The sequence below is a fragment of the Actinopolymorpha cephalotaxi genome (genome assembly GCF_013408535.1).
GTDB lineage: Bacteria > Actinomycetota > Actinomycetes > Propionibacteriales > Actinopolymorphaceae > Actinopolymorpha > Actinopolymorpha cephalotaxi.
In genome coordinates this window covers 658,902-677,413 of sequence record NZ_JACBZA010000001.1, presented here as the reverse complement: position 1 = coordinate 677,413, position 18,512 = coordinate 658,902, and the positions used below count along the sequence as shown (strand labels likewise).

Here is an 18,512-nt window from a genome sequence, read left to right as displayed (position 1 = left end):
CGCGCGACAGCGAGCGCCGCCGGGCCCTGGAACGCCGCCGGGCGCTCGAGCGCCGGCGGGCCAGCGAGCGCCGCCGCGACGACGAGCGCCGCAAGGAGAGCGAACGCCAGCGGGAGTCCGACCGCCAGCGCGAGGCCGACCAGCGCAACGAGGAGCTCCGCACCGAAGCCGAACGCCGCTTCCGGGAGTCCGGCGGCACCAAGCGGGACCGGCGGCGGCTGGACACCCCCAGGGCTCCCGCCCGGGCGTTCCGTCCCCACTACGACCCGGAGATCTTCGGGCGGTTCGCCGAGACTTTCGCGAGGTTCATGGGGACCGCCCGGTTCCTCGCGTACATGACGGTCTTCGTGATCATCTGGATTGCCCTGAACCTCATCGGGATCTTCGGCCTCCAGTGGGACCCGTACCCGTTCATTCTGCTCAACCTGTTCTTCTCCACCCAGGCGTCGTACGCCGCACCGCTCATCCTGCTGGCCCAGAACCGCCAGGAGGCCCGCGACCGGGTGCAGTACGACCAGGACCGCGACATGAACGTCCGCACCCGCGCCGACATCGAGTTCCTCGCCCGTGAGGTCGCCTCGCTGCGGCTCGCGGTCGGCGAGGTGGCCACCCGCGACTTCCTCCGCTCCGAGCTGCGATCGCTGCTCAGCGACCTGGAGGACCTCCGAGACGACGCCGACGGTGATCACGTACGCGCCGACACCGGACCCCGGCAGGGGGCCGCCGGCGGGCAGACGTCGCGTACGTCACGCTCCCGGGGGCGAAGCGGCCGGGACGGCAGCCCGTAGCATCGAGGTATGGCGCCCAACCAGGAAGAACTCCACGCTGCCCTCGGCGGCGTCCTCGACCCCGAGATCCGCCGGCCGATCACCGAGCTCGGCATGGTCCGGTCGGTGCAGGTACGCCCGGACGGCACCGCGGAGGTCACCGTCCTGCTGACCGTCGCGGGCTGCCCGATGCGCGAGACGCTCACCCGCGACGTCACCAAGGCGCTGTCCGCGGTCCCCGGCGTGCGCGACGTCGAGGTCACCCTCGACGTGATGAGCGCCGAGCAGCGTCAGGAACTGCAGGGCAGACTGCGCGGCGGTGGCAACGCGCCGGCCAAGGAGAACCCCTTCGCCCGCGCCGACTCCCTCACCCGCATCTACGCCATCGCCTCCGGCAAGGGCGGCGTCGGCAAGTCGTCGGTGACGGTCAACCTCGCGGTCTCCATGGCCGCCCAGGGGCTGAAGGTCGGACTGCTGGACGCCGACGTGTACGGCCACTCCGTCCCCGCCATGGTGGGCATCGCCGACCAGCGGCCCACCCGGGTCGAAGAGATGATCATGCCGGTGCCGGCGTACGACGTGAAGGTGATGAGCATCGGGATGCTCAAGCCCGGCCGTCAGCACGTGGTCGCCTGGCGCGGGCCGATGCTCGACCGGGCCCTCGGCCAGATGCTGTCCGACGTCTACTGGGGCGACCTCGACGTCCTGCTGCTCGACCTGCCGCCGGGCACCGGCGACATGGCCATCTCCGTGGGCCAGCAGCTAGCCAACGCCGACGTCGTGGTGGTGACCACGCCGCAGGAGGCCGCCGCCGAGGTGGCCGAACGCGCCGGGACGATCGCCTCGATGCTGAACCAGAAGGTCGTCGGCGTGGTGGAGAACATGTCCTGGCTGCCCTGCCCGCACTGCGGGCCGAGCCACCGGCTCGACGTGTTCGGCACCGGTGGCGGTGCACGGGTGGCGTCGACGCTGAGCGAACGGTTCGGGTACGACGTGCCACTGCTGGCGGAGGTCCCGCTGGACCCGCGGCTGCGTACCGGCGGCGACACCGGCCGCCCGGTCGTGCTCGACGACCCGGGCGCGGCGGCGTCGGACGTGCTCGCCGGGCTCGCGAAGCAGCTGGCCGACCGCCGGCCGACTCTGGTGGGCAGGTCGCTGGGGCTCACCCCGACCGCGCGCTGATCCCGATCCCCTGAGCGGTTGCGCGGGGCCTGCCGCCGGCGGGCCCCGCACGGTCGCGCTCCGTGCTCAGGTCGCCTCGAGGTCGAAGACCGGGCGGCGTTCGGCCGTCCGGTCCCGCTCCCCGTCGTCGGCCAGGTCCGCGTCGGTCCGGTCCTCGGATCCGGTGCCCAGGTCATCGGCGGAGTTCAGGTGGTCGGTGTCGTCGACGTGGACGGAGCCGTTCACCGGGTCCTTGCCGAAGTCCGGGTCGTGGTCGGTGTCACGGTCGGTGTCGTGGTCGGCGTCATGGTCGGCGTCGTAGCCGTTCGTCGAGCCGCTGTCCCAGTCGTGGTCGTCGCCGGCGCCGTTGCTCGAACCGTTCCGGCTGCTCCTGGACTCGGTGTCCACCCGCAGGTCGTCGCGCAGGTCGAGGTCGCGGTCGATGCGCAGGTCGTCCTCGTCCAGACCGGACAGGACGTGCTTGCGGACGAAGTTGCGCGGGTTGAGGTCGGCGATGTCGAGGTCCTCGAACTCCGGCCCGAGCTCGCGGGACAGCTCCCGGCGGGCGTTGTTGGCCATGCCCCGAACCTGCCGGACGCCGCGCGCGGCCTGCCGCGCTATGTCGGGCAGCCGGTCGGGCCCGAAGATGAACAGCGCGGCGATCGCCAGGACGATGAGCTCCGGAGCGCCGATGTCGAACACGGGCCCAGAGTAACCTCCCTCGCTGATCTCCGTGCGGGGCCCGGCAGACCGGTTTAGGCCCGGCCGTACCCGCCTCCCCGTCCGGTGGCCGGCGTCGGGAGTGATCGAACCGAGCGGAGTGGCGTACGCTCAGCCGGTCTGCTGACCGAGAGTGACGATCACCTTGTGCTGGTCGGCGCCCCGGTCGTAGACCAGCTCCACCCGCTGACCGGGCACGTGGCTGCGGATCTGGACGATCAGGTCGTCGGCCCCGGTCACCCGGTGGCCGCTGATGACCTTCACCACGTCGCCCTTCTGCAGGCCGGCCCGGGCCGCCGCGCTGCCCGGCTGGATCTCGCCGAGGCGGGCGCCGGGGCCCTGGTGGTTGACGTCCACGACCGCGCCGACCACGGGATACACCGCGTGGCCGGTCTTGATGATCTGGTCGGCGGTCCGGCGGGCCTGGTCGATCGGAATGGAGAAGCCCAGCCCGATGCTGCCCTGCTCCTGGTCACCGCTGAACGGGCTGCGCTGGCTGATCGTCGCGATCGCGGAGTTGACGCCGATCACCTCCGCCCGCAGGTTGACCAGCGGGCCGCCGGAGTTGCCCGGGTTGATGGCCGCGTCGGTCTGCAACGCGTTGATGAACGACATCTCGCTCTGCCCGCCGCCGGCGGTGACCGGACGGTTGCGTGCACTGACGATCCCGCTGGTGACCGTGCCGGCCAGGCCGAGCGGGGAGCCCAGCGCGACCACCGGCTCGCCCACCCGCACCGTGCCGGAGTTTCCGAGCGCCACCGGCTTGAGGTTGCGGACACCCTTGACCCGGATCACCGCGAGGTCGTACGCCGGGCTGCGGCCCACCACGCTCGCGGTCGCCTCCTGGCCGTCGTTCGTCGTGATCTTGATGCCGTTGCCGCCGGAGGCCGGGGCCACCACGTGGTTGTTGGTCAGGATGTAGCCGTCGCCGCGGAGGACGAAGCCGGAGCCGGTGGCCCGTCCCTGCGCCGCGGTCACCGAGATCTGCACCACGCTGGGGAGCAGGGCCCTGGCGACGTTGGCGACGCTCTCCGGCTTGGGGAACGCCGACCCCTTCGAACCGAGGTTGTCGTCCGGGGCCTGGGGCTCGCTGGTGATCAGCGCCGGACCCCAGCGCAGCGTGGCGAGCACCCCGGCGGTGGCGCCGAGCGTCGCCGCGAGCAGGGCGAGGACGACACCCACCACGATCAGGACGTTCCGCCGCGGCAGCCGGCCAGGACCGCCGTCGCGGCCCGCCGGACCGTTGGGAGACGGCGCGAACGCCGGCTCCGCCCGGTGCGCGCCGTTACCGTTGGCCGGGCGTGCCCACGGCGGCGGAGGCTCGAAGTCCGGGCGTTCGGTGGGATAGCCGGGCAGCCGGGTGGTTCGCTGCGGCGGGACGCCCCGGGGCCCCGGCTGGTGCGGCGGCGCGAACCACGGCGCCGGGGTGGCCTGCGCCGGCGGATCCGGCTGTCGCGCGGCCGTGGAGTCGGCCGGACGCGAAGCCTGGGACCGCGGCTGCGGCCGGGCCTGCGTGTGAGGCTGAGAGGGAGGCTGCGAGGGACCGTGCGGCTGCGGGTGAGGCTCGGGCTGTGAGGAGGGCTGCTGGGCGTTCGGCGCCGACCACTGCGACTGCTCGGACCGGGGCGCCTGGGGCTGGGCTCCCGGGGCGACTCGTCCGCCTTCGTACGCCTCGCTGCGCTCGGTCATCCCGGCCTCACCCCTCCCTCGTCGAACCCCGCGGAGCGCCCGGCGCGCCCCACACCTCGTCAGTCGAAGGGATTCAACCAGGACACCATCCTGGCGGCGCCTCGGTCCAGTCGTTGCGTCAGGCCGGGTCCTGTGGTGGTCACCCGGTCGCGGGGAAATGCCGCAAGCACCGCATCCAGCCCCTGCGGCGTATCGCACACCGCCGTGTAAACCAGGCCGTTGGCGGCCCAGACGGCGTACGACGACAGGCCGTACCTGACGTACACGTCACCGGCGTCCGTCGTACGCCTGGTGAAACCGCGCATACCCGCCTCGTCCAGCTCACCTCGCTGCTCGAACACCGACGTGCTCACCAGACCGTCGGTGTAGGACAGGTGGAGTCTCGCGCCGTCGTCGGAGCGGCGTACGTCACGCAGGGCGGGGCCCGAGCCCAGCCGGGACTCGCAGCAGTTCCAGCCCTGGGCGGCCAGCCGGGGGTAGTCGGCCGCCGCCACGACCGGCCCGTCGTCGGCCGCCGGACTCGACGTCACCTGCGCGGGCTGCCCACCGGGCCGGGCGGGAGCCGTAGCCGAGCCGAGGTCCAGGTCGACGAACGCGTTGGCCCGGACCAGCGACCCGTCGTGGTCGTAGAGTTCCCGGCGTACCAGCACGCCGGTGCGCCGGTCGAGCCAGAACCGCGCCGCGACGGCGCCGTCGGCGCGGACCGCCTCCACCACCTCGGTCGTACGCCCCGCCGAGTGGCCGGGCGCCGCGAGCCGCACCTGGTAGGCGCCGGTGAGCAGGTCGAGGTTCTCCACGTGGTCGCCGGAGGCCTCCGACCCGTCCGCACGCGCGTCCGCGGACCTGTCCACGAACGCGGTGGGTCCGTCGCCGCCCCGCCGGGCGAAGGTGGTCCCGCGACCGGGGAGGTTGGCGACGTCGACCAGCTCCGAACTGTCGGCGGACCGGGACCAGACGGCCACGAACTGCGTTCCGCGGTAGGCGACGGTGTGTTCGGCCACCACCGCGCGGCGCAGCAGGCGCAGTGCCCGCGGGTCGTCGGGCGTGCTCGGCGATCCGGGCGGCACCACCCGCGGCTCCCGCGCTGCCCGCGCGTTGCCGGCGGCGGATCCGGCCGGCACAGCGCCCGCGAGCAGGAGACCGGTGAGGAGCGCCACCACCAGCAGGCGTATCGAGGCGGCCGACGGCCGCCGGAACGTCGGGGCCCGGAAGGTCCGGGACCTCAGGTCACCCGGCCCAGGGGGACGGATCGACATGGCGTCACCGCCCGGCCGTTGGCGCGAGGAGCCCCCGATCGAAGGATGCGGTGGCGGCACCGGGATCGGTCAGCGGGACCTCGGCCGCGGAGCCGGCGTGGTCGACGGCGTACCGCTGCACCGGCGGCACCACGCTCACCTGTGCGGGCTCCTTCGGCTGGCCCCCGGCGGCGAACGCCACCACGAACGTCATCGTCGCCATCGCCGCGGCCCCCGCCACACCGACCGTCAGCCGGCGACGGGAACGCCCGGCGGGCCGGCTGTCCCGGCGTGGCCGGCGGGTGCCGGGCTGGCCGGGTGGACGGTGTGCGGCGGACGGCCCGAGTCGCGGCGCGCGGGCCGGGACCCGGACGCCGGCCTGGATCGGCGTACGGGCGAGGTCGCCCCGGGTCGCGCTCGCACCGGAGCCGAGAGGCCGAGGGGACTCCTCGCCGGACACGCCGGCCGGCTCGGCCAGCGCGAGCAGGCCGGCCTCCAGGGATGCCGACGCCGTGGGCGCGGGCATCCCGGACAGCAGCGACTTGACCCGGCGTTCGGCGTCCACGGCGTCGCGGCACTCGGCACAGTGGGCGAGGTGGGCATGAACCTGGTCGCGGGCCTCGTGGTCCAGCTCCCCGTCGACCAGCGCGGACAGGACTGCGCGGTCGTGGGTCACCAGGAGGTCCTTTCGGCGGCGACCGTCCTTTCGGCGGTGTCGGCCGTGCCGGCGGACCCGGCGGTGGGGGTGACGTCGGTGACATCGGTGAGGTCGGAGACCTCGGACACGGGGGCGGACGTGGCGGTGGCAGCGGCGACCGTGGCCGCGGCAGCGGCCGGCTCGGGGCGGCGCTGCGGCATCCGGTGGGCCAGCGCCTCCCGCAGCTGCGAACGGCCGCGGTGGATCCGGCTGCGGACGGTGCCCAGCTTGACGCCGAGCGTCGCCGCGATCTCCTCGTACGAAAGGCCCTCGATGTCGCACAGGACGACCGCCGCCCGGAACTCCGGGGGCAGCGCTTCCAGCGCGGCCTGGATGTCGGCGTCGAGGTGGCGGTCGTCGTAGGCCTGGGCCGGGCTGGGCTCCGAGCCGGGCAGCCGCTCGGGGGCGTCGTCGGGCAGCGCGTCGAAGCGGATCCGCTGCCGGCGGCGGGCCAGGTCGAGGAAGAGGTTGGTGGTGATGCGGTGCAGCCAGCCCTGGAAGGTGCCCGGCGTGTAGGTGGACAGCGACCGGAAGACCCGGACGAAGACCTCCTGGGTGAGGTCCTCGGCGTCGTGCCGGTTGCCGGTCAGCCGGTATGCGAGCCGGTAGACCCGCGAGGAGTGTGTGCGGACGATCTCGTCCCAGGACGGAGGCGTCCAGGTCTCTGCCGGCACCGTGCCCGCGAGATTGTCGGCCATCGGACCACCTCCCCCAACTTCCACCGCCGTCGGGGCGCTCCCGCCGCGGTATCGTCACTCCGTTCGCCCGCATGAAGCAGGCGACGCCCCGCCGCAGGTCCGGCGGTGCTCTCCCATTGTCCCCGCGGGTCGGCCAAAACGCCTCGGATCCACCCCTGGTCTTAGCCCCTTCTTAGCTTCGGGGACCTCAGGGTTTGTCCCTTACCGGGTCTCAGGGTGCGGGTCGGATGTGTCCTCCAGGTCACGCCGTCGTCACCGAATGCCACCCGGACGTGCCCGGATGCGACCAGAACCGTCCTGACCAGGCGTTGCAGACAGATTCCGGGCAGGAGGGGACTAGGCTTCCACCCGGACCGGATCTCTGCGAACGACGTGCCGCCCAGACGTGCGCGCCGTGCCACCAAGGAGGCAGTTATCTCCACGATGAAGCCCGACACCTGGGCCTACGCCGAGGGTTTCGTCGCCGAGGACGACGTGCTCACGAAGGCCCGGGCACGCGCCGCCGAGGTCGGGGCGAGTCCCATCGGACAAGGTGGCGGGGCGGCGCTGCGGTTTCTCACCTCCGTGCTGCGCGCCCGGACCGTCGTCGAGATCGGCACCGGCTGCGGGGTCTCCGGCATCTGGATGCTGCGCGGTATGCGCCCCGACGGCACGCTGACCAGCGTCGACGTCGAGGCCGAGCACCAGCGGCTGGCGCGGGAGTCGTTCCTGGACGCCGGCATCGCCTCCCAGCGCACCCGGCTGATCACCGGCCGCGCCCTGGACGTCCTCCCGCGACTCACCGACGGCGCGTACGACCTCGTCTTCTGCGACGGGGACAAGAACGAGTACGCCGAGTACTACGAGGAGGCGCTGCGTCTCCTGCGGCCCGGCGGCGTCGTGGCCATCGACAACACGCTGTGGCACGACCGGGTGGCCGACCCGGCGCAGCGCGACCCGGTGACCGTCACGATCCGCGAGCTCGGCAGGCGGATCCTGGACGACGACCGGGTGGTTCCGGTGCTGCTGGCGGCCGGCGACGGGCTGCTCTGCGCGACCAAGCTCTGACCGCGGGCCTTCGTGACGTCCGCTCCCCTCGGGCGCGGACGTCACACCCGGCCCACAGCATGTGCTAGTTGTCGGGGAGCCGGCGGCCCTTGCCCAGCACGGTGATGCCGCTGTCGGTCACCGTGAAGCCGCGGGCCCGGTCGTGGTCGGGGTCGACGCCGATCCGGGCGCCGTCCGGCACCACGATGTTCTTGTCCAGGATGGCGCGCCTGACCACCGCACCCTCACCTATGACAGTGCCGTCGAGGATCACCGCGCTGCTCACCTCGGCGCCGCGCAGGATGCGCGTTCCCGGCGACAGGACGGACTGGTCCACCCGGGCGCCCGCGATGATCGACCCCATCGACAGGATGGACTCGGTCGCCTGGCCACCCTCGACCAGCTTGGCGCCCGGCAGCTGCGGGAAGCTGGTGAAGATCGGCCACTGGGTGTTGTAGAGGTTGAAGACCGGCTCGATCGAGACGAGGTCCATGTGGGCCTCGTGGTAGGAGTCGAGGGTTCCGACGTCGCGCCAGTAGCTGCGGTCGCGGTCGGTCGTACCCGGCACGTCGTTGTCGGCGAAGTCGTAGACCTGCGCCTCGCCCTTGTCGGTGAGCATCGGGATGATGCTCCCGCCCATGTCGTGGACGGAGCCCTCGTCGTCGGCGTCCATCCGCAGCGCGTCCAGCAGCACGTCGGTGGTGAAGACGTAGTTGCCCATCGACACGAACGTCTCGTCCGGGCTGCCCGGCAGGCCGGGAGGGTTCGCGGGCTTCTCCAGGAACGCCCGGATCGACCGTCCGTCCGCATGGGTCTCGATCACACCGAACGCCGACGCCTGGTCGCGCGGCATCCGGATGCCGGCCACCGTGACGCCCGCGTCGCCGGCGATGTGCGCGTCGACCATCTGCTCGACGTCCATGCGGTACACGTGGTCGGCGCCGAACACGACAACGTAGTCCGGCTTGTCGTCGTAGATGAGGTTCAGCGACTGGAAGATCGCGTCGGCGCTGCCTTGGTACCACCGCGGGCCGAGCCGCTGCTGGGCGGGAACCGGCGTGACGTAGTTGCCGAGCAGGGTGGACATCCGCCAGGTCAGCGACACGTGCCGGTCGAGCGAATGCGACTTGTACTGCGTCAGCACGCAAAGTCGGCGGATGCCGCCGTTCACGAGGTTGGAGAGTACGAAGTCGATGAGCCGGTAGGTGCCGCCGAAGGGCACGGCGGGTTTCGCACGGTCGGCTGTCAATGGCATGAGGCGCTTGCCCTCGCCGCCGGCCAACACGATCCCGAGTACCCGCGGTTCCTTACCCATACCGGCACCCTAGTCTCCGGCGATTACGCACGCGTCACAATGGGCGCCATGCCTGATCTGGTCACGCCGACACCCACTGTGCGGGTTTCGTTCCTCCAAGCCATGCAGGAGTTCCTCGCCGAGGGGCGGGGCACGGCGGAGGACAACTCCATGATCGGCCACGAGTTCCGGGAGTACGCCGCGGTGTGGTCCTCCCCGGTCGGGTTCGCCGCGTACGTCGCCGACCTGCGGGCTGCGGCGCGGGAGGAGACGCCGCGGCCGAACGGCTTCGTACCCTCCACCACGCTGTGGTACGTCGAGGACGAGGAGTACCTCGGCCGGCTGGCGATCCGGCACCGGCTGACGCCGTTCCTGCTGGAGGTCGGCGGGCACATCGGTTACGACGTACGCCCCGGCGCCCGGCGCCGCGGGCACGCGACGGCGATGCTGGCGGCGGCACTGCCGACGAGCCGCGACCTCGGGATCGACCCGGTGCTGGTCACCTGCGACACCGACAACGAAGGGTCGCGCAAGGTGATCGAGGCCAACGGCGGCGTGCTGGAGGACGAACGCAACGGCAAGTTGCGTTACTGGGTGCCGACCTCGCGGTCCTGATCCGCCGCCCGGTCGAGTTCGGCGACCAGTCTCTTCGGGGCGATCTGCCGGTAGGCGTCGGTCACCACCTCGGCCACCCGGTCCCAGTCGACGTCGACGTCGAGGTAGACCCCGAGCCAGCCGCGGTGGCCGACGTAGGGCGGCCGGAAGAAGCTGTCCGGCTCGGCCGCGACCAGCAGTCGCTGCACACCTTCCGGCGCGGCCGCCCAGAACCCGAGCCGGTCGTCGTGGTGGTGGTCGGCGTACATCACGAACACCTTCTTGTCGCGTACGAACCACGTGGGCTCGCCGTGGCTCGGGCGTTCGGTGACCTCGGGCAGCGCGGTGCACAACGCCCGCAGCCGCGCCAGTGGTTCCGTCATCCGCCGATGATGCCACGGCCTGGCTCGGTCAACGGGGCAACCGAAGGCTTCGCCCGGCCGCACCCGGGTCGTAGAGTCCGGGCATGAGAGTCGCGATGCTCACCCGAGAGTTTCCGCCCCAGGTCTACGGCGGCGCCGGCGTCCACGTCGACTACCTCAGCCGGGCCCTTCGCACGCTGGTCGACCTCGACGTCCACTGCTTGGGCATCCCCCGCGACGGCGCCGTCGCACACAGCGAGGACGACCCGCGACTGGCCGGTGCCAACCCGGCCTTGCGGATCTTCGCCGCCAACCTGGAGATGGCGGCCGGGGTGGAGCGCGCGCAGGTGGTCCACTCGCACACGTGGTACGCCAACCTGGCCGGACACCTCGCCAAGCTGCTGTACGGCGTACCGCACGTGGTCACCGCGCACTCCCTCGAACCACGCCGGCCGTGGAAGGAGGAACAGCTCGGTGGCGGCTACCGGCTCTCCTCGTGGGCGGAGCGGCAGGCCTACGAGAGCGCCGACGCGATCATCGCGGTCAGCGCGGCGATGCGGGCCGACGTGCTGGACTGCTACCCGGCGGTGGACCCCGAGCGGGTACGCGTGATCCCGAACGGCATCGACACCGTGCAATACGCCCCCGACCGGCGTACCGACGTGGTGGACCGGTTGGGCATCGACCCGGCCCGGCCGAGCGTCGCCTTCGTCGGGCGGATCACCCGGCAGAAGGGGGTGCCGCACCTGTTGCGCGCGGCCGCCGACTTCGACCCGAAGGCCCAGCTGGTGCTGCTCGCCGGTGCGCCGGACACCCCCGAGCTGGCCGCGGAGTCCGCGGCCGCCGTCGACCGGCTGCGGGCCGAGCGCGACGGAGTGGTGTGGGTGCAGGAGATGCTGCCGCGCGAGGACGTCATCCAGGTGCTCACCCACGCCACGGTGTTCTGCTGCCCGTCGATCTACGAACCACAGGGCATCGTCAACCTGGAGGCGATGGCGTGTGAGACGGCGGTCGTCGCCAGCGCGGTCGGTGGTATCCCGGAGGTCGTGCAGGACGGCCGGACCGGGCTGCTGGTCGACTACGACGAGGCCGATCCGGCTGCCTTCGAGCGCGGCCTGGCGGAGGCGGTCAACACGCTGGTCGCCGATCCCGAGCGGGCCGCGACGATGGGCCTGGCAGGACGGGCCCGTGCGGTCGAGGACTACGGCTGGGACGCGCTGGCGCGGCGGACCGCGGAGGTCTACGCCGGGCTGATCGGCTGAGAAGGCCGGAATCGAAAAAGCCGAGCCAGGCCCTGACAGGGCCGGTCCGGCTGCGGAGACCCGATGCCGCTCGCCGCCGGGTCGAGCGGCACCGGGCGTCTCCACTGGCGATCTGAACCGACATGTCGCGTGCGGAGGTGGTGGTCCGGTCCGCCGCGCCGTTGTCGTGTCCGTCGCTCGCAGCCACACCTACCCCGCACCCGCGGGAGCCGAAACCACCTGGATCCAAGACGGTGGAATTCGGCTCCCGCGAGCGGTGCGTCACTTACCGATGGCGTACGCGTGGTGCACGGTCAGCTCGGCGGTGTTGCCCGAGGTGTCGACCGCCTTGGCCCGCAGTGAGACATATCCGGACCGGTGCGGCGCCGGTGGCACCAGGACCACCCAGCGGCCGCCCCGATCACGCCGGACCGGCGCCTTCCGCCAGGTTTTGCCGTCGTCCCAGGAGACGCCCGCCGTCAGGCTCTTGGTCGGGCCGGCGTTCGACCCCGCCTGCGGAGTGACGGTCACCGGGACCTGCGTCACGCCGCGCCGGTGGTCCTGGTTGAGCTGGTCCAGCCTCGGCGAGAACCGGATCACCGACAGCGGCAACGCGACCCCGTGCTCCTCGTCCCCGGCATGCCCGGAGGTGAAGGTCCACGTGGCGGCGAGCTTCGTGGACAGTTTGGAGTACGTCGGCCGGGTGGCGGTGACCTCGAGCCGGTAGTCCGACGTCGCCCGGGGCACGGTCACCAACTCGTCGATGTATCCGGCGTAGGCCGACTCGGCGATCTTGTGCCCGTCGCGGTAGAGCCGGGTCCGGGCGGTGTCCACCAGGGAGTCGCCCGGGTGGCCGGCGGCGTCGGAGTACATCAGGGCGTTGACCAGAAGGTCGTCGCCGTACCGTCCCACGGACGGGCCCCACGAGTCGCTCGGGAGCGTCGGCCCGAACACCGCGGAGTTCCACTGCTCGCGGTAGTCACCACCCGCGCGATAGCTGTGGTCGGCCGAGACGAGCACTGTCTGGGCCTGCGGCCAGCCGTCCTGGTCGACGGCGAACTCTTCGAACTCGGTGGACCAGGTCGTCGGACCGGACTCGAGGTAGCTGGTCACCTGGTTCGGCAGGTCCAGGACCAGGCCGACCGCCGACCTGGACGCGGTGGGATCGGCCGCGCCGAACACCGATCGGAAGGCCTGACGTCCTGGCTGCTGGCGGGCGAACCTGGAGACGACCTTGCCCAGCTGGCTGTCCTTCACGTCCTTGCGCTGGAAGCCGGTGAAGAACCGTCCCGGGAAGTTGTTCAGCAGGCCGTAGAAGTACGGGCTGTTGGCGAACGAGCCGTCCTTGCCGGGCACCGCCCACTGGCTGCCGAGGTGGGAACTCATCCCGGAGACCGGAGCCGTGGCGCCGAGCTGGCCGGTGTAGAGCCCGTCGAAGGAATCGGACCAGAGCGTGGAGCTGAAGGCCATGTCCGGCCCGGTGCGGTCGTAGCTGATGTCGACCAGCGCCGGGCGCACCGACGAACGGTGCACGGTGGTCGACACCGGCCGGGCGATGCGGGCGTCGGCGTCGATCGTGGTGTTCCGGGTCAGCGCGACGGTGGGCTGCACGAGCCGGACCCACGCCGGGTCCGACGACTCGAAGTCGGCGACGTCGGTCTCGAGAACGTACGTCCCCTTCGCCAGCCTGACCTTGGCGATGCCGTCGGCGTCGGGCTCGAGATCGACGAAGGCTTCATTGTCCAGACCGATCACCGATCCGAAGGCGTCCGCGGTCGGCTTGCCGTTCCGGTCGCGGTGGCGGATGGTGAGGTCGTAGCTCTCGACCTCCTTCTCCACCCCGAGTGGTGTGCCGAGTGAGGTGCCGCCGGGTCCGGTGGCGAGGAGGCGGCCGCTGTAGGCGCCGTCGGGTCCGTTGTGGCGGGTGTCGGAGGTGACCGACACCGACGCCGACCCGCCGGCGGGGACAGTGACCGAGGACGCGCTCACCTTCATCGCCGAGACGGGTGCCGGGCGCCCGTCGGGGCGGGTGAGTTCGACCTTGAGGGCGAGGGTGACCGCCTTGGTGGCGGTGTTGCGGTAGGAGACCTGCTTGGTGACCGGCGTGTCGTCGGAGTGCGGCCAAGCCGCGAGGCCGAACGACAGGCTGACCGGTGTTCCGAGGACGGTCTGGGTGATCGCCTTGGCGACGTCGACCCGGCCGGAGCCCTGTTCGTAGACGGACAGGTCGGGGTTGTTCTTCGCCGAGGCCATCAGGACCGGCTTGAGGCGGGACGCGTTCCAGGTCGGGTGCTGCTGGGCCAGCAGGGCCGCCGCCCCGGCGACGTGGGGGGTGGCCATCGAGGTGCCGCTGAGGCGGATGTACTTGTCGCCCACCGGGTCGCCGAGTTCGGTGCCTGCGGCGCGGGCGGCGACGATGTCGACACCGGGTGCGGTGATGTCCGGCTTGATCCCGCCGTCACCGATGCGGGGGCCGCGGCTGGAGAAGTCGGCGAGGTTGTCCTGCTTGTCCACCGCACCCACGGTCAGCGCGGCTTCGGCCGCCCCCGGAGACTCGACCGTGTGGTCGCCGGGGCCGCTGTTGCCGGCGGCGATGACGAACAGGGTGCCGGTCTGGCGGGTCAGCGTGCCGACCGCGGCTTCCAGCGGGTCCTCACCAGGGGTGTCGCTGCCACCGATGCTGATGTTGACCGCGGTCGCCTTCTGTGCCGCGGCCCACTGCATCCCGGCCAGGATCGCCGAGTCCTCGCAGAAGCCGTCGTTGTCGCACACCTTGCCGTCGAGGAGCTTCGCGTCGAACGCGACACCCTTGTACTTGCCGGCCGACGCCTTCGCCGTGCCGGCGATGATCGACGCGACGTGGGTGCCGTGGCCGAAGCCGTCACCGGCCGGCCCGGCGGTGAAGTTGTGCGCCGCCTTGACCTGACCGGCCAGGTCGGGGTGGGTGGCGTCGACACCGGTGTCCAGGACACCTACCGTCACGCCCTTGCCGGTGAAGCCGGCCTTCCACGCCGCCGGCGCACCGATCTGCGGCACGGACTGGTCCAGCGCCGGGTGGTGCACACCGTCCAGCCACACCTTGGTGATGCCGGGCCCGAACGTTCTGGCTTCGGGTTGGGTCTTCAGGTCGGCCCAGAAGGCTCCGGCCTGCTTCTTGTCCACGCTCAGTGCGGCACCGTCGACCGCCGGCAGCGTACGCACCTGGCGGGCACCCGCCGCGGCCAGCCGTGCACCGGCGGCCGACCGTCCGGACGCGCCGGGGTAGGTGACGATCAGCGGCACGGTGGCGCGGTGGGCGTCGTCGTACCTCGACTTCACCAGGCCGGTGACGTCGAACAACCGCCGGTCCAGCAGTCCGGACCCGAGCGCGGGCAGCGCGTCGGAGGGAAAGACGTACAGGTGCCCACCGGTCCGGCGGGCCAGGAACCTGATGCTCTTCCGGCCCTTGCCCGGGACGACCGACGCCGAGGTGCCGTCGCTCTTCGGGAGCAGGACCCGGTCGCCGGTGACCAGCGTCACCGAGACCGGCCGGGACCGCGCGACGGTGATGGCGGTCGCGGTCGCCCGCGGGTGGGCCGCCCGATCACTTGACTGTCCCGACGCGCCGGGCGTGCCCGCCCAGCCGGCCGGGCCGAGCGCGGTGACCATCCCGGCCACCAACCCGCCCACGGCCACCGCCCGGAAGCGATGCCTGGAAACGCTCATGCAACCTCCCCGTTCGGACACGGGGGGCCAAGGGCACCGGGCCAAGCCACAGCACCCTCGAGATCTGAAGTGGCGAACCTTCCCCCGTGTCACCAGATACACAACTCGAATGAGTGCCGTGATCGTGGCACAAAAAGGACCCCCCGGGAAGACAACGCACGACAGTTTCGTTCTGGCCGAATCATCACGAACCCCGGCCCGAACCGGGAGCATGCGAAAGCCCCGGCCGGGACCTCAGGGCCCCGGCCGGGGCAGGTGCTTGCTGTGCTGGTGTTCTGGTCGAGCTAGCCCACGACCGACTTGAGCGCGTCACCGAGCTCGCGGGCCTCGTCGGCCGAGAGCTCGACGACGAGCCGCCCGCCACCTTCGAGTGGCACGCGCATCACGATGCCCCGCCCCTCCTTGGTGACCTCAAGCGGTCCGTCGCCCGTCCGCGGCTTCATGGCCGCCATCCGCGCACTCCTTTCGTGTCGTCCGTGCGCGACGGCTCCACACCGCGAGGGGTGCGAGGCCGCCGAAGCGTGCCGTTACGCCGGGCCATTATCCCGCATCGCGCATCGACACCGAAAGTCAAGATCGCCGCGGGGCCGCGCAGTGTGTCCGGATCGATGCCACTCGGTGGCATCCGGGCGGCTCGGCGTCACTCGGTGCCCACCCGCCGCAACTCAGCGCCACGCCGTCGCCGCGCGGAACCGTTCGAAGTCGCCGGCCGCCGGCCCGTACCGCTCGATCCCGCTCGGTGCGCCCTCGGGACCGGCATCTTCCGGCAGACTTCGCTCATGCAGGCACGTTCGGCGCTTTTCGACCTCTACGGCGACCACCTCCGGTCACGTGGCGGCCGGGCGCCGGTGGCCGCGCTGGTCCAGTTGCTGGCGCCGCTCGGAATCACCGCCGCGGCGGTGCGGACCGCGGTGTCCCGGATGGTCCGGCAGGGCTGGCTGGCGCCGGTCCGTACGCCGGGTGGGCCCGGCTACGCGCTCACCGACCGTGCCGTGCGCCGGCTCGACGAGGCCGCGGCCCGCATCTACCGCACCCGCGGCAGCGAGTGGGACGGAACCTGGCATCTGCTGGTCCTCCCCCACGTACCCGACCGGAGCCTTCGCGAACGACTGCACGCCGGCCTGGCGTTCCTCGGGTACGCCCGCCTCGGTGGGGACACCTGGCTGGCGCCACGCCGGTCCGGCGAGGCGGAATCCCTGCTGGCAGCGGACGGCGTACGCCCGGACAGCTTCACCGCCCGCGACCTCGGCGACCCGGCCGACCTGGCCGCCCGGGCCTTCGACCTGGCCGCGCTGGGTAGGGCGTACCAGCAGTGGCTGCGCGACGCCCGGACGCACGGACGGGAAGACCCGGGTGCCACTGCCGCGGAGGGAGGAGCCATGGAGGGAGCCATGGTGGGCGAGGACGGCGACCGGCGGGCGTTCGCGGACCGCAGCCGACTGGTGCACGAGTGGCGGAAGTTCCTGTTCACCGACCCCGGCCTGCCGCCGGCCCTGCTTCCCGCCGACTGGCCCGGGGACACGGCCGCGGCGTACTTCGACACCCACGCCGCCGCCCTGCTCCCGGCCGCGGCCAGATTCGTCGACACCTGCCTCGCCCAGACCGGAGGAACGACATGACCTCACCGACCGACTCGCCCACCGACACATCCACCGAGGCGGCGGCCGTGCGGGCCACGCCGGTCCGGTACGCCGTGGAGGCGGGCGTGGCCACGATCACGCTGAACCGCCCGGACGCCGCGAACTCCCTGGACCTGGCCACCAAGGAGGCACTGCGCGACGCCGTCGCGGCCGCGGCGGCCGACGACTCCGTGCGCTGCGTCCTGCTCACCGGCGCCGGCGACCGGGCCTTCTGCGCCGGCCAGGACCTCCGCGAACACGTCGCCGCGCTGCGCGACCGGCCGCTGGAGGAGGTCTGGTCCACCGTCCCGGAGCACTACATCCCGATCGCGCGGGGCCTGGCGACCATGCCCAAGCCGGTGGTCGCGGCGGTCAACGGCGTGGCCGCCGGGGCCGGCGCCGCGCTGGCCTTCGCCTGCGACTTCCGGGTGCTGTCCGACACCGCGGGGTTCAACCTCGCGTTCACCGCGATCGGGTTGTCCTGCGACACCGGCACCTCGTGGACACTGCCCCGGCTGGTCGGGCACGCCCGGGCGGTGGACCTGCTGATGCGGCCGCGCACCATCTCGGCGGAGGAGGCCGAACGCATCGGGCTGGCCACGTCGGTGGTTCCCGCGGCCGACCTGGCCGGCGCGGCGTGCGCACTGGCCCGCGAGCTCGCCGCCGGGCCGACGGTCGCCTACGCGGCGGTACGGGAGGCACTCGCGTACGCCTCGCACAGCTCGCTGGAGGAGGCGCTGGAGTTCGAGGGCGCGACCATGCGGCGCTGCGGCGCCACCGCCGACCACGCCAACGCGGTGGCGGCGTTCGTGGCCAAGCGCCGGCCGGAGTTCGAGGGCCGCTGAGCGGTTCGTCGTACCTCCCTCACGGTTTCGGGGGCTGGAACAGCAGCAGCTCACCGATCTGCTCGTAGCCGGCGTTCCGGTAGAGCTCGGTGCCGGCTCGGCTGGCGGTGAGGACCGACGCGGTGGAGGCGTACTTCCGGTCGTCGCGCAGCACCCGCGCCACCAGGGCGCGGGCGATGCCGCGCCGCCGGTGCTCGGCCGGGACGTACAGGTCGGCGCACCAGGTGGCAACCGAGTCGTCGGTGAGGCGTACGACGACACTGCTGACCCAGCCGACGACCTCCCCCGCGGCGAGCGCGGCGTACTGGCGCCGCGGGCTTTCCTCGGCGAGAAGCTCCGGCCCGAGCGGCCGCCGGCGGGTCGCGGCGCCCAGGCGTTCGGCGAGCTCGGACGTCGTCACCCGGGTGGTCCGCACGGCCCTCCCGTCGGCGGTGCGCGCGGCCGGCGAGGTGGGCACCCGGCCGAGCCGGTGGACCATCAGTGGCTCGCCGCCGCCGAACCGGAAGCCACGGGACTTGTACGCCTCGCGCAACGGCCCGGCCGGCTCGTCGAGCGCGCGGATCACCGACAGGACGAAGTGGGTACGGGCGTGGGCACGAGCCGGGGCGTCGAGGTCGGCCGCGCCGGGACCGTGCCCCACCCACTCCTCGCGGCGGTACCTGCGAGGGTCGCGCCTCGGCGCGTCGCGGAGCACCCACACCGCGCCCGGCCTGCCCGTCCCGCCCTGGCGTTCGCGTTCGGGGAGGCGCTCGGGCAGGTAGGGGTGGGTCACGCTGCGCGTGAACGCATAGCCTCGCGCGAACACCTCGACCGCCCGGGAGAGCTCCTCGTCGGGCTCGGGCCGGTGAGCGCGCGCCAT

16 protein-coding genes and 1 pseudogene are annotated in these 18,512 nt (G+C 72.5%); 7 read left to right on the top strand and 10 right to left on the bottom strand.

Going from position 1 to position 18,512, the window contains the following annotated elements; all coding sequences use genetic code 11:
* Nucleotides 1-218: 218 nt before the first annotated feature.
* Together FHR37_RS03060 and FHR37_RS03055 are read left to right on the top strand one after the other, a co-directional pair.
* A pseudogene (locus FHR37_RS03060) lies at nt 219-659 on the top strand (DUF1003 domain-containing protein); the annotation flags it as partial.
* 138 nt (nt 660-797) lie between these two features.
* Nucleotides 798-1,949, top strand: coding sequence for an Mrp/NBP35 family ATP-binding protein (locus FHR37_RS03055; protein WP_092886858.1), 1,152 nt, complete (start codon nt 798-800; stop codon nt 1,947-1,949).
* 66 nt (nt 1,950-2,015) lie between these two features.
* Here FHR37_RS03055 and FHR37_RS03050 read toward each other — a convergent pair whose 3' ends face one another.
* From FHR37_RS03050 to sigE, 5 genes are all read right to left on the bottom strand, one after another.
* Nucleotides 2,016-2,630: a sec-independent translocase gene (locus tag FHR37_RS03050; protein ID WP_175542712.1), complete on the bottom strand. Its 615-nt coding sequence runs from the start codon at nt 2,628-2,630 to the stop codon at nt 2,016-2,018.
* Between the two features lie 129 nt (nt 2,631-2,759).
* The gene (locus FHR37_RS03045; RefSeq protein WP_092886856.1) at nt 2,760-4,337 is read right to left on the bottom strand and encodes a S1C family serine protease; all 1,578 of its coding nucleotides are present in this window, start codon (nt 4,335-4,337) and stop codon (nt 2,760-2,762) included.
* 59 nt (nt 4,338-4,396) lie between these two features.
* Complete coding sequence (locus FHR37_RS03040; RefSeq protein ID WP_139239117.1) at nt 4,397-5,593, bottom strand: sigma-E factor regulatory protein RseB domain-containing protein; 1,197 nt, start codon at nt 5,591-5,593, stop codon at nt 4,397-4,399.
* A gap of 4 nt (nt 5,594-5,597) precedes the next feature.
* The gene (locus tag FHR37_RS03035) at nt 5,598-6,248 is read right to left on the bottom strand and encodes an anti-sigma factor family protein (RefSeq protein ID WP_175542711.1); all 651 of its coding nucleotides are present in this window, start codon (nt 6,246-6,248) and stop codon (nt 5,598-5,600) included.
* Nucleotides 6,245-6,967 (bottom strand): RNA polymerase sigma factor SigE, encoded by a 723-nt coding sequence (gene sigE / locus FHR37_RS03030; protein WP_237769005.1) that lies wholly within the window; start codon nt 6,965-6,967, stop codon nt 6,245-6,247. Before sigE ends, FHR37_RS03035 begins: the two co-directional genes overlap by 4 nt.
* 423 nt (nt 6,968-7,390) lie before the next feature.
* On the opposite strand from sigE, the gene FHR37_RS03025 reads away from it, so the two are divergent.
* The gene (locus FHR37_RS03025) at nt 7,391-8,014 is read left to right on the top strand and encodes an O-methyltransferase (protein WP_092886850.1); all 624 of its coding nucleotides are present in this window, start codon (nt 7,391-7,393) and stop codon (nt 8,012-8,014) included.
* Nucleotides 8,015-8,078: 64 nt separating this feature from the next.
* On the opposite strand, the gene glgC is transcribed toward FHR37_RS03025, so the two are convergent.
* Nucleotides 8,079-9,308, bottom strand: a complete 1,230-nt coding sequence (gene glgC, locus FHR37_RS03020) for a glucose-1-phosphate adenylyltransferase (protein WP_092886848.1) — start codon at nt 9,306-9,308, stop codon at nt 8,079-8,081.
* Between the two features lie 48 nt (nt 9,309-9,356).
* Between glgC and FHR37_RS03015 the strand changes: the two genes are divergently transcribed.
* Nucleotides 9,357-9,902 carry a GNAT family N-acetyltransferase gene (locus FHR37_RS03015; RefSeq protein WP_092887162.1) on the top strand — a complete coding sequence of 182 codons (546 nt, stop codon included), beginning with the start codon at nt 9,357-9,359 and terminating at the stop codon, nt 9,900-9,902.
* Here the strand turns inward: FHR37_RS03015 and FHR37_RS03010 are convergent.
* Nucleotides 9,875-10,264 carry an MmcQ/YjbR family DNA-binding protein gene (locus FHR37_RS03010; RefSeq protein WP_092886846.1) on the bottom strand — a complete coding sequence of 130 codons (390 nt, stop codon included), beginning with the start codon at nt 10,262-10,264 and terminating at the stop codon, nt 9,875-9,877. The genes FHR37_RS03015 and FHR37_RS03010 overlap by 28 nt on opposite strands.
* A gap of 83 nt (nt 10,265-10,347) precedes the next feature.
* On the opposite strand from FHR37_RS03010, the gene glgA reads away from it, so the two are divergent.
* Nucleotides 10,348-11,505 (top strand): glycogen synthase, encoded by a 1,158-nt coding sequence (gene glgA / locus FHR37_RS03005; protein WP_092886844.1) that lies wholly within the window; start codon nt 10,348-10,350, stop codon nt 11,503-11,505.
* Nucleotides 11,506-11,766: 261 nt separating this feature from the next.
* Here the strand turns inward: glgA and FHR37_RS03000 are convergent, their stop codons facing one another.
* Nucleotides 11,767-15,189, bottom strand: a complete 3,423-nt coding sequence (locus FHR37_RS03000) for a S8 family serine peptidase (protein WP_092886842.1) — start codon at nt 15,187-15,189, stop codon at nt 11,767-11,769.
* A 284-nt stretch (nt 15,190-15,473) separates the two neighbouring features.
* Nucleotides 15,474-15,641, bottom strand: coding sequence for a DUF3117 domain-containing protein (locus FHR37_RS02995; RefSeq protein ID WP_092656719.1), 168 nt, complete (start codon nt 15,639-15,641; stop codon nt 15,474-15,476).
* Nucleotides 15,642-15,968: 327 nt separating this feature from the next.
* Here FHR37_RS02995 and FHR37_RS02990 point away from each other — a divergent pair, with 327 nt between their 5' ends.
* Together FHR37_RS02990 and FHR37_RS02985 are read left to right on the top strand one after the other, a co-directional pair.
* Nucleotides 15,969-16,808 carry a PaaX family transcriptional regulator gene (locus FHR37_RS02990; RefSeq protein WP_092887159.1) on the top strand — a complete coding sequence of 280 codons (840 nt, stop codon included), beginning with the start codon at nt 15,969-15,971 and terminating at the stop codon, nt 16,806-16,808.
* Nucleotides 16,805-17,653: an enoyl-CoA hydratase-related protein gene (locus tag FHR37_RS02985; RefSeq protein ID WP_092886840.1), complete on the top strand. Its 849-nt coding sequence runs from the start codon at nt 16,805-16,807 to the stop codon at nt 17,651-17,653. The genes FHR37_RS02990 and FHR37_RS02985 overlap by 4 nt, the downstream gene beginning before the upstream one ends.
* Before the next feature lie 19 nt (nt 17,654-17,672).
* Here the strand turns inward: FHR37_RS02985 and FHR37_RS02980 are convergent, their stop codons facing one another.
* Entirely contained in the window at nt 17,673-18,512 is an 840-nt protein-coding gene (locus tag FHR37_RS02980) for a GNAT family N-acetyltransferase (RefSeq protein ID WP_139239116.1), read from the bottom strand.

What these genes read in the sequence shown, in the direction of transcription:
- glgC (WP_092886848.1), bottom strand. Translation starts at nt 9,308, where the DNA reads ATGGGTAAGGAACCGCGGGTACTCGGGATCGTGTTGGCCGGCGGCGAG.
- FHR37_RS02995 (WP_092656719.1), bottom strand. Translation starts at nt 15,641, where the DNA reads ATGGCGGCCATGAAGCCGCGGACGGGCGACGGACCGCTTGAGGTCACC.
- sigE (WP_237769005.1), bottom strand. Translation starts at nt 6,967, where the DNA reads ATGGCCGACAATCTCGCGGGCACGGTGCCGGCAGAGACCTGGACGCCT.
- FHR37_RS03040 (WP_139239117.1), bottom strand. Translation starts at nt 5,593, where the DNA reads ATGTCGATCCGTCCCCCTGGGCCGGGTGACCTGAGGTCCCGGACCTTC.
- glgA (WP_092886844.1), top strand. Translation starts at nt 10,348, where the DNA reads ATGAGAGTCGCGATGCTCACCCGAGAGTTTCCGCCCCAGGTCTACGGC.
- FHR37_RS02985 (WP_092886840.1), top strand. Translation starts at nt 16,805, where the DNA reads ATGACCTCACCGACCGACTCGCCCACCGACACATCCACCGAGGCGGCG.
- FHR37_RS03045 (WP_092886856.1), bottom strand. Translation starts at nt 4,337, where the DNA reads ATGACCGAGCGCAGCGAGGCGTACGAAGGCGGACGAGTCGCCCCGGGA.
- FHR37_RS03055 (WP_092886858.1), top strand. Translation starts at nt 798, where the DNA reads ATGGCGCCCAACCAGGAAGAACTCCACGCTGCCCTCGGCGGCGTCCTC.
- FHR37_RS02990 (WP_092887159.1), top strand. Translation starts at nt 15,969, where the DNA reads ATGCAGGCACGTTCGGCGCTTTTCGACCTCTACGGCGACCACCTCCGG.
- FHR37_RS03015 (WP_092887162.1), top strand. Translation starts at nt 9,357, where the DNA reads ATGCCTGATCTGGTCACGCCGACACCCACTGTGCGGGTTTCGTTCCTC.
- FHR37_RS02980 (WP_139239116.1), bottom strand. Translation starts at nt 18,512, where the DNA reads ATGGCGCGCGCTCACCGGCCCGAGCCCGACGAGGAGCTCTCCCGGGCG.
- FHR37_RS03000 (WP_092886842.1), bottom strand. Translation starts at nt 15,189, where the DNA reads ATGAGCGTTTCCAGGCATCGCTTCCGGGCGGTGGCCGTGGGCGGGTTG.
- FHR37_RS03025 (WP_092886850.1), top strand. Translation starts at nt 7,391, where the DNA reads ATGAAGCCCGACACCTGGGCCTACGCCGAGGGTTTCGTCGCCGAGGAC.
- FHR37_RS03010 (WP_092886846.1), bottom strand. Translation starts at nt 10,264, where the DNA reads ATGACGGAACCACTGGCGCGGCTGCGGGCGTTGTGCACCGCGCTGCCC.